The organism is Aeromonas sp. PS2Canimalfood6, assembly GCF_048276795.1.
Classification (GTDB): Bacteria; Pseudomonadota; Gammaproteobacteria; order Enterobacterales; family Aeromonadaceae; genus Aeromonas; species Aeromonas caviae.
Genome location: NZ_JBLUXC010000031.1, coordinates 41,071 through 47,956 on the forward strand (window position 1 = coordinate 41,071; position 6,886 = coordinate 47,956).

At 58.3% G+C, this 6,886-nt stretch carries 10 protein-coding genes; 4 read left to right on the forward strand and 6 right to left on the reverse strand.

All coding sequences use genetic code 11. The features are described from left to right. Window positions 1–135: 135 nt before the first annotated feature. The 6 genes from flgE to ACNPAA_RS13380 all read right to left on the reverse strand — a co-directional run bounded on the left by flgE (window position 136) and on the right by ACNPAA_RS13380 (window position 4,953). Entirely contained in the window at window positions 136–1,482 is a 1,347-nt protein-coding gene (gene flgE, locus ACNPAA_RS13355; RefSeq protein ID WP_042017542.1) for a flagellar hook protein FlgE, read from the reverse strand. Window positions 1,483–1,492: 10 nt separating this feature from the next. Further along, window positions 1,493–2,230, reverse strand: coding sequence for a flagellar hook assembly protein FlgD (locus ACNPAA_RS13360; RefSeq protein ID WP_045524147.1), 738 nt, complete (start codon window positions 2,228–2,230; stop codon window positions 1,493–1,495). Window positions 2,231–2,320: 90 nt separating this feature from the next. Further along, complete coding sequence (gene flgC / locus ACNPAA_RS13365) at window positions 2,321–2,740, reverse strand: flagellar basal body rod protein FlgC (RefSeq protein ID WP_005329775.1); 420 nt, start codon at window positions 2,738–2,740, stop codon at window positions 2,321–2,323. Further along, entirely contained in the window at window positions 2,737–3,138 is a 402-nt protein-coding gene (gene flgB / locus ACNPAA_RS13370; RefSeq protein WP_010675294.1) for a flagellar basal body rod protein FlgB, read from the reverse strand. Before flgB ends, flgC begins: the two co-directional genes overlap by 4 nt. 61 nt (window positions 3,139–3,199) lie before the next feature. Continuing rightward, the gene (locus ACNPAA_RS13375; protein WP_010675295.1) at window positions 3,200–4,024 is read right to left on the reverse strand and encodes a CheR family methyltransferase; all 825 of its coding nucleotides are present in this window, start codon (window positions 4,022–4,024) and stop codon (window positions 3,200–3,202) included. Between the two features lie 17 nt (window positions 4,025–4,041). Then, window positions 4,042–4,953 carry a chemotaxis protein CheV gene (locus ACNPAA_RS13380; protein WP_010675296.1) on the reverse strand — a complete coding sequence of 304 codons (912 nt, stop codon included), beginning with the start codon at window positions 4,951–4,953 and terminating at the stop codon, window positions 4,042–4,044. 237 nt (window positions 4,954–5,190) lie between these two features. Between ACNPAA_RS13380 and flgA the strand changes: the two genes are divergently transcribed. From flgA to ACNPAA_RS13400, 4 genes are all read left to right on the forward strand, one after another. Continuing rightward, window positions 5,191–5,796, forward strand: coding sequence for a flagellar basal body P-ring formation chaperone FlgA (flgA, locus tag ACNPAA_RS13385; RefSeq protein ID WP_308444226.1), 606 nt, complete (start codon window positions 5,191–5,193; stop codon window positions 5,794–5,796). 94 nt (window positions 5,797–5,890) lie between these two features. After that, window positions 5,891–6,211, forward strand: coding sequence for a flagellar biosynthesis anti-sigma factor FlgM (flgM, locus tag ACNPAA_RS13390; RefSeq protein ID WP_010675298.1), 321 nt, complete (start codon window positions 5,891–5,893; stop codon window positions 6,209–6,211). Beyond that, a complete protein-coding gene (locus tag ACNPAA_RS13395) occupies window positions 6,208–6,624 on the forward strand; it encodes a flagella synthesis protein FlgN (RefSeq protein ID WP_162540923.1) in 417 nt (138 codons plus the stop codon). Before flgM ends, ACNPAA_RS13395 begins: the two co-directional genes overlap by 4 nt. A 106-nt stretch (window positions 6,625–6,730) precedes the next feature. Beyond that, the coding region (locus tag ACNPAA_RS13400) for a transposase (RefSeq protein WP_417891818.1) at window positions 6,731–6,886 on the forward strand (156 nt) is incomplete at its 3' end.

The window sequence follows — 6,886 nt, forward strand, 5'->3', positions numbered from 1 at the left end:
TCAAACAGATGACTCTCACAGCTCAACTGCAAGTTGAATGCCAAGAGAGATGACGAAGACGGAATGAAAGGAGGAAATGAGGCGGGACGGAAATGACAAGGGGCGCCGAAGCGCCCCTGCCAACTACCCGCCGTCTTAGCGGATCTGCAGTATGTTCTGCTGCAGGGAGCTGTTCACTTCCAGGGAACGGGAGTTCGCCTGGAAGTTGCGCTGGGCAGTGATGAGATCGACCAGCTCGGTGGTGAGGTCCACGTTGGACTGCTCCAGCGCCGACGACTTGATGGAGCCGAACGTGCCGGAGTTCGGGGTGCCGGGCAAGGCATCGCCAGAGAGCAGGGACTGGCGCCAGGAGGTGTCGCCGACCTGGGTGAGACCCTGGGCATTGGCAAACTTCGCCATGGCCACCATGGCCACCTTGACGGTGGTGGCGTTGCTGTAAGTGGCGGAGACTATGCCATCCGCCCCGATCTCCACCTTGGTCAGGCGACCGACGGTGGAGCCGTCCTGGGTCAGCTTGCTCACTTCAAAGGGGGAGGCGTACTGGGTCACGGTACCAAGCTTGAACTCAATCTCCTGGGTGCCATCGGCGCCATTGGTGATGATACCAGCCCCCGCCGCCCCCAGGGGTTCCGTCTTGATGACCGCCGGGGTGGTGGGTGTGACCATCTTGCCGGAGGCATCGAAGGTCACCCGGGCGCTCAGGGGGGCCTGGCTCAGACCGGTCGCCATGGTGGTGGCCGTACCGCCTACGATGTCGATGGGCTTGTCCCCTTCATAGAGGTACATGCGCCAGGCAGTCGGCACCGCCGCTTGGGTAGGATCGGCCGGATCCGCTTCCTTGGTGAAGTACTGGGTGATGGTGTGTGGCTCGCCCAGGGAGTCATAGACCACCACGGAGGTGGAGGAGGAGTAGGTGGTCGAGTCAGTGGGATCGAATTTGGAGGCATTGACATCCATCAGCGTTTTCGTGCTGGAAGGCAGGTTGAAGCCAGCTTCGACCGTCGTGGTCTGCACCGGCTCACCGGCCTTGTCCGGGATCTGGATGGGCTTGGTGGCGTTGATGCTCACCGCCTTGGGGGTGCCGTCAGAGTTGATCTCGTACCCTTGCAGATAACCGCCGGAGTTGCTGACCATGTAGCTGCTCTCATTGAGCTTGAAGGCGCCCGCACGGGTGTAGGTGCGATCCAGGTTGGTCAGGCCGTCCGAGGTCACGAAGAAGCCGTTGCCCTGGATGGCGAGATCCAGCGCGTTGTTGGTGAATTGCAGCGCGCCCTGATGGAACTGCTGGGCCACCGCGCCAGTCGCCACCCCGTTGCCGACCTGGGTCTTGGCGTTGACGAAGATGGAGTTGGCATAGACGTCGGCAAACTCGGCACGGGACTCCTTGAAGCCGGTGGTATTGACGTTGGCAATGTTGTTCGCGGTGACGTTCAGGTCTTTTTGAGCCGCATTGATGCCGCTGAGGGCATTGTTGAATGACATGTCTTTCTCCTTAGATCACTGCGTTAGAGGACGAAGCCGACTGGGTGGTGGTCTTGCCGGTCGTCGCGCCAATTTCCAATACATCGGTCAGGTAGATGCCGCCCAGTCCCTTGAGTTTGAGGGTGCTGGGGTTGGTGCTCGTTCCCAGGGTGACGCTCTCCACCTTGGCGTAAGTCAGGGCGGGGACGCTCTCCGACTTGCCGTCGACGGTGGCATGCGCCTCTATCGAATACTTGCCGCTCTTGGCCTCGTTGCCGGACTTGTCCTTGCCATCCCATTCAAAGGCCACGTTCCCCTTGTGGCTCCCTTCGATGGCGAACTCCCTGATGACCTGGCCGCTCTCGTCCTTCACCGTCACCTTGATGTTGCTGCCGCCATCGCCGGTGGCGATGACCCCCGTGAGGGTGCCTCCCTTCTCCACGTAACCCGTGTTGGACGGGATCAGCACGTTCTGTCCCACCAGCGCGGAGGCCTGCAGCGCCTGGCTGGAGGTCATCAGGCTGTTGAGGCTCTCCATCTGGGTGGAGAGGCTGCTGATCCCCTGAGACGTCGACATCGAGGTCATCTGGGAAAGCATCTGGGCGTTGTCCACCGGTTTGAACGGATCCTGATAGGAGAGCTGCATGGTCAGCAGCTTCAGGAAGGACTCCTGATCCAGCTCCTTTTTCTGGGTACTGGTGTTGACCGTACTGGTCTGGGCCGACGTCGTCCGGTTGACGCCCAGCAGGCTGTCATAGGTATCTGCCACTTATGCTCCCCTCTCTAGGGCGTGCCCACTGGGCCGATTGTTGCCGCCTGGCAGGCGATCACGGGTCACTCTCATCCGGGTTCACCTCTGTCAGGACTTGCCCAGACCCAGGGTCTGCTGCAACATTTTCTTGGCCGCATCGGCCACCTGGACGTTGGTCTGGTAGCTGCGCGACGCCGCTATCATGTCCGCCATCTCTTCCACCATGTTGACGTTGGGCTTGAAGATGAAGCCATCCTTGTCCGCCATGGGGTGATTCGGGTTGTACTCCTTGAGCAGGGGCGCATCACTCTCGACGATGCCCTTCACATCCACCCCGACCGAGGCCTGCTTGTCGGACATGGCCTGATCCAGCTGGGCGGCAAAGACTGGCCGCCTGGCGTGGTAAGTTTTTTCCACGCTGGAGCTGACGCTGTCAGCGTTGGCCATGTTGCTCGCCACCGTGTTGAGGCGAACGGACTGCGCGCTCATGGCAGAGCCTGCAATGTCAAAGACCTTGAACAAACTCATCCTTGCTCTCCTTTCAGTGCCTTGAGCAGGCCGCTTATCTTGCTGTTCATGAATTCAAGGGAGGCCTGGTATTCGAGGCTGTTGCGCAGGAACTCGCTGCGCTCCTGCTGCACGTCCACCGTGTTGCCGTCACCGGTATCCGGTTGCAGGGGATTGCGGTACTGGGTCGTGCCCGGGGTATCCATCTGCAAGGCGAAGTGCTTCTCGCTGGTGGTGCTGAGCCCGAACCCTTGCTGGCCCTGGGCATCCTGCAACGCCTGTGAGAAGTCGATGTCACGAGCCTTGAAGCCCGGCGTGTCCGCATTGGCGATGTTGCTGGACAACACCTCGGCACGCTTGGCGCGCACGCTCAGCGTGTACTGATGAACACCGAATGCCTTGTCGAATGAAATTGCCATAGCACACCTCCTGCTTCATGAATATTTAGCAAAAGGTGTGCCAAGAGGGTATTGAGCGGGGTTATTTGACCTTGTAGACGATGCCGGGGTTGCAGCGGATCATCTCGAACTTGTCGGTGAGGCCGGCCAGAGACTCGGAGGCCCCCAGCATCAGGTAGCCGCCAGGATTGAGGCTGCTGGCGAACTGGTTGAGGATCTTGGATTTCACTTCGGGCGCAAAGTAGATGAGCACGTTGCGGCAGAAGATGATGTCAAACTTGCCGAGCAGGCTGTAGCTCTCCAGCAGGTTGAGGGGACGGAAGCTGGTCAATTTTCTGACACGCTCCACCACCCGCATCTTGTTGTCGCCACAGGGTTCGAAAAAGAGTCGCTTGCGCTCGGGGGAGAGCCCGCGAGCCAGCGCCAGGCTGTCGTAGACCCCCTCCTTGCACTGGTTGAGCATGGTGCTGGAGATATCGGTCCCCACTATCTGCACCCCGCCCGGCAAGGTACCCGGCCGCTTGACTTGCTGCTCCAGCGCCGTCATGGCGATGGAGTAGGGTTCCTGCCCGGATGAAGAGGCGGCAGACCATATCTTGATGGGACGACCGCTCTTGCCAAGCTCCGGGAAAATCTTGTCGCTCAGCAGCTGGAACGGATAGGTATCGCGAAACCACAGGGTCTCGTTGGTGGTCATGGCATCGACCACCGCCATCTTGAGCTCCCGCTCGCGCACGCTCATCGCCCGGGTGACCAGATCAGACAGACTCTCGATACCAAACTGAGTCATCAAGGGCGACAGGCGGCTCTTGACCAGATACTGTTTGTTGTCACCCAGCACTATGCCGCTCTGTTGCGCCAGAAAATTGCTGAATTGCCTGTATAAGTCGTCCGAAAGTGTCTTCATGCAGTTGTTCTTCTTGATTAGAGAGCGCCTTGTACGGCCTTGGCCAATTCATCCGGCTGGAATTTGGCAATGAAATTGTTCGCTCCGACTTTCTGCACCATGGCCTGATTGAACACCCCACTGAGGGAAGTGTGCAGGATAACATGCAAATCCTTGAGGTTGGGATTGTTGCGGATCTCGGCGGTGAAGGTATAACCGTCCATCTCCGGCATCTCGATGTCCGAAATGACCAGGGCTATCTGATCCTTGATGGGACCGTTCTTGGACATCTCCAGCAACATGTTGAGCGCTTCCCGTCCATCCTTGGCCAGCACGCACTGCACCCCGATAGCCTCCAGTGCCCGTTGAACCTGCTTGCGCGCCACCGAAGAGTCGTCCGCAACCAGCACGGGACGCCCGTGAGGATTGCGCTCCACGCTTGCTTCCACCAGTTCGGTGGACACCTCGGTGGAGACCGGCGAGATCTCGTTGAGAATGCGCTCCACGTCCAGGATCTCCACCAGCTCACCATCTACCTCGGTCACCGCCGTCATGTAGTTGATGCGACCAGCCCCTTTGGGTGGCGGCAGGATGGACTCCCAGTTCATGTTGATGATGCGCTCGACCGAGTGGACCAGGAACCCCTGAATGGAGCGGTTGTACTCGGAGATGATGATGAAGCACTTGGAGAGGTCCTGGATGGGGCGCTTGCCCATCGCCATGCTGAGATCGATCACCGAGATGGTCTGGCCACGGATATGTGCCACGCCGCGAATGCAGGAGTTGAGCTTGGGCATGACGGTCAGAGGGGGACACTGCAGCACCTCGCGTACCTTGAATACGTTGATGCCAAATCTTTGACGTCCATTGAGACGAAACAACAGCAGCTCCAGCCTGTTTTGTCCCACTAGCTGGGTTCGCTGGTTGACCGAGTCCAGAATACTCGCCATAAACACTCCCTAAAAATGCTTGGCACTGATCGTGCATGTCATTATGCATGCACATTGGCTTGCATCAGATCATCGTTGTTTCAACAATCGAATAATTCTGGAGCAAGCATAGTTAACTACGGTGGTATACGTGAATAACTTATCGACCGGTAAGCAAAAATGATTAGTAGACTTTTCCTTATCTTACTGCCGTTTTGCAGTCTGTCTCACGCCATGGCGTCCGAGGTCACCGACTATCTGCAAGAACAGGCACAGGCGTTCGTGCTCGACCAGCTCGATATTCCCCTCGATGCACAGGCCGACGTCAAGGCCGGTACCATTGACGAGCGCCTCCCCCTCACGCGCTGCGAAGATGCCCTCACCATTTCCCTCCCCGCCAGGATGGAGATCCGTCGCAACACCACCGTCTACCTCAAGTGCGAGGGAGACAAATCCTGGGATCTCTATCTACCGGTCCGGGTCAGCATCCAGAAACCCTATGTCACCGTCGCCGTCCCGGTTGCCAAGGGAGACATTCTGAGTGAACCCATGCTGACCCTGGCATACCAGGATCAGACCCTGATCCGTGGCGACTACCTTACCGACCCGACCACCCTCATCGGGGTACGCAGCAAGCGTGAGCTCAAACCGGGTCAGCCAATCAGACTCACCCAGGTATGCGTGGTCTGCAAGGGGGACCAGGTCACCCTGAGCGCCGAAAACAGCAGCATGCAGATCAAAACCATGGCCCGCGCCTTGCAAGATGGCAGCTTCGGAGACATGATCCGGCTTGTCAACACGCGCTCGGGCAGAACGGTGCAAGGCCAGGTCAGTGCAGTGGGCTCCGTGGTCGTGACATTCTGACACAGGAATGCACTGCGCAATTTTTTTCTAAAGTTCTGACCGCCGTCACCGATATACAGGTAAGCGAACAGCAAAGCAGACGAAGGTAAACCTTATGGCTATCAACAATATCAACAACTTGGCTAACAACCGCCTGCAAAACAGCGGAAGCAGTCAAGGTGTAGCCACCAAGTCGGCGACCTCCAGCGAGAGCAGCCGTGCGACGACCGTCAAGAGCGACTCTGTCTCCTTGACCAGTGAGGCGCAGCAATTGCAACAGATGCAGAAGACCCTCAACACCGCCTCCACCGGTAACGAGAGCCGCGTCGAGAGCCTGAAGAAGGCTGTGGCCAGTGGGGAGTACAAGGTCAACAGCGAAGCCGTGGCCAGAAAGATGTTCAGCTTCGAAGCCGATCTGGATAAACGGTTGGGATGATGGACCTCCCTTCGCTGCTGCGCGCTCAGGACGACAACCTCTCCCAGATGCAAGGCTTGCTGGCAGAGGAGTTCGACCTCCTCAAGGCTCACCGGGCCCTTGCCTTGCCGGCACTCGCCGATCGCAAGCAACAACTGCTGGTGGCCATCGAGATGCTGGACAAGACTCTGGCAGAGCTACCCGACTTGCAGCAACAGCTGGGCGCCTTCCCGGCCCAATTGCAGGCCCTTCAAGCCAAGCTGGAAGCCTGTCAGGAGCAGAACAACCTCAATGGACGTCTGCTCGAACTCAGCATTGTCTCCAATCGCCGTCTCGCCAGCTTCCTCAGCAAGCTCAGAGACAGCAGCTCCCTGACCTATGACGCCAAAGGCAATACCCGCTCAAGCACCCGCTCTTTCGGGATCAAGGCCTGATCTCCTCTCCCCCTTCTGATTTTCTCTCCTTGTCAGCCCCTAGGCTGTGTTCTTAAAGTGATGAAGATATAATCTCACATCTTCTCAACAGTTTAAGATCCATTCCGTGTCCCGCCGTTATCAGCTGACAGATGCACAATTGGGGCTTATCGAGCCCCAGTTTCCTTCTCGAAGCCTGATCGGGCGCCCTACCCGTGAACCGCGCCAAGTGCTCGATGGCATTCTCTGGATACTCCACACCGGAGCTCCTTGGCGAGACCTT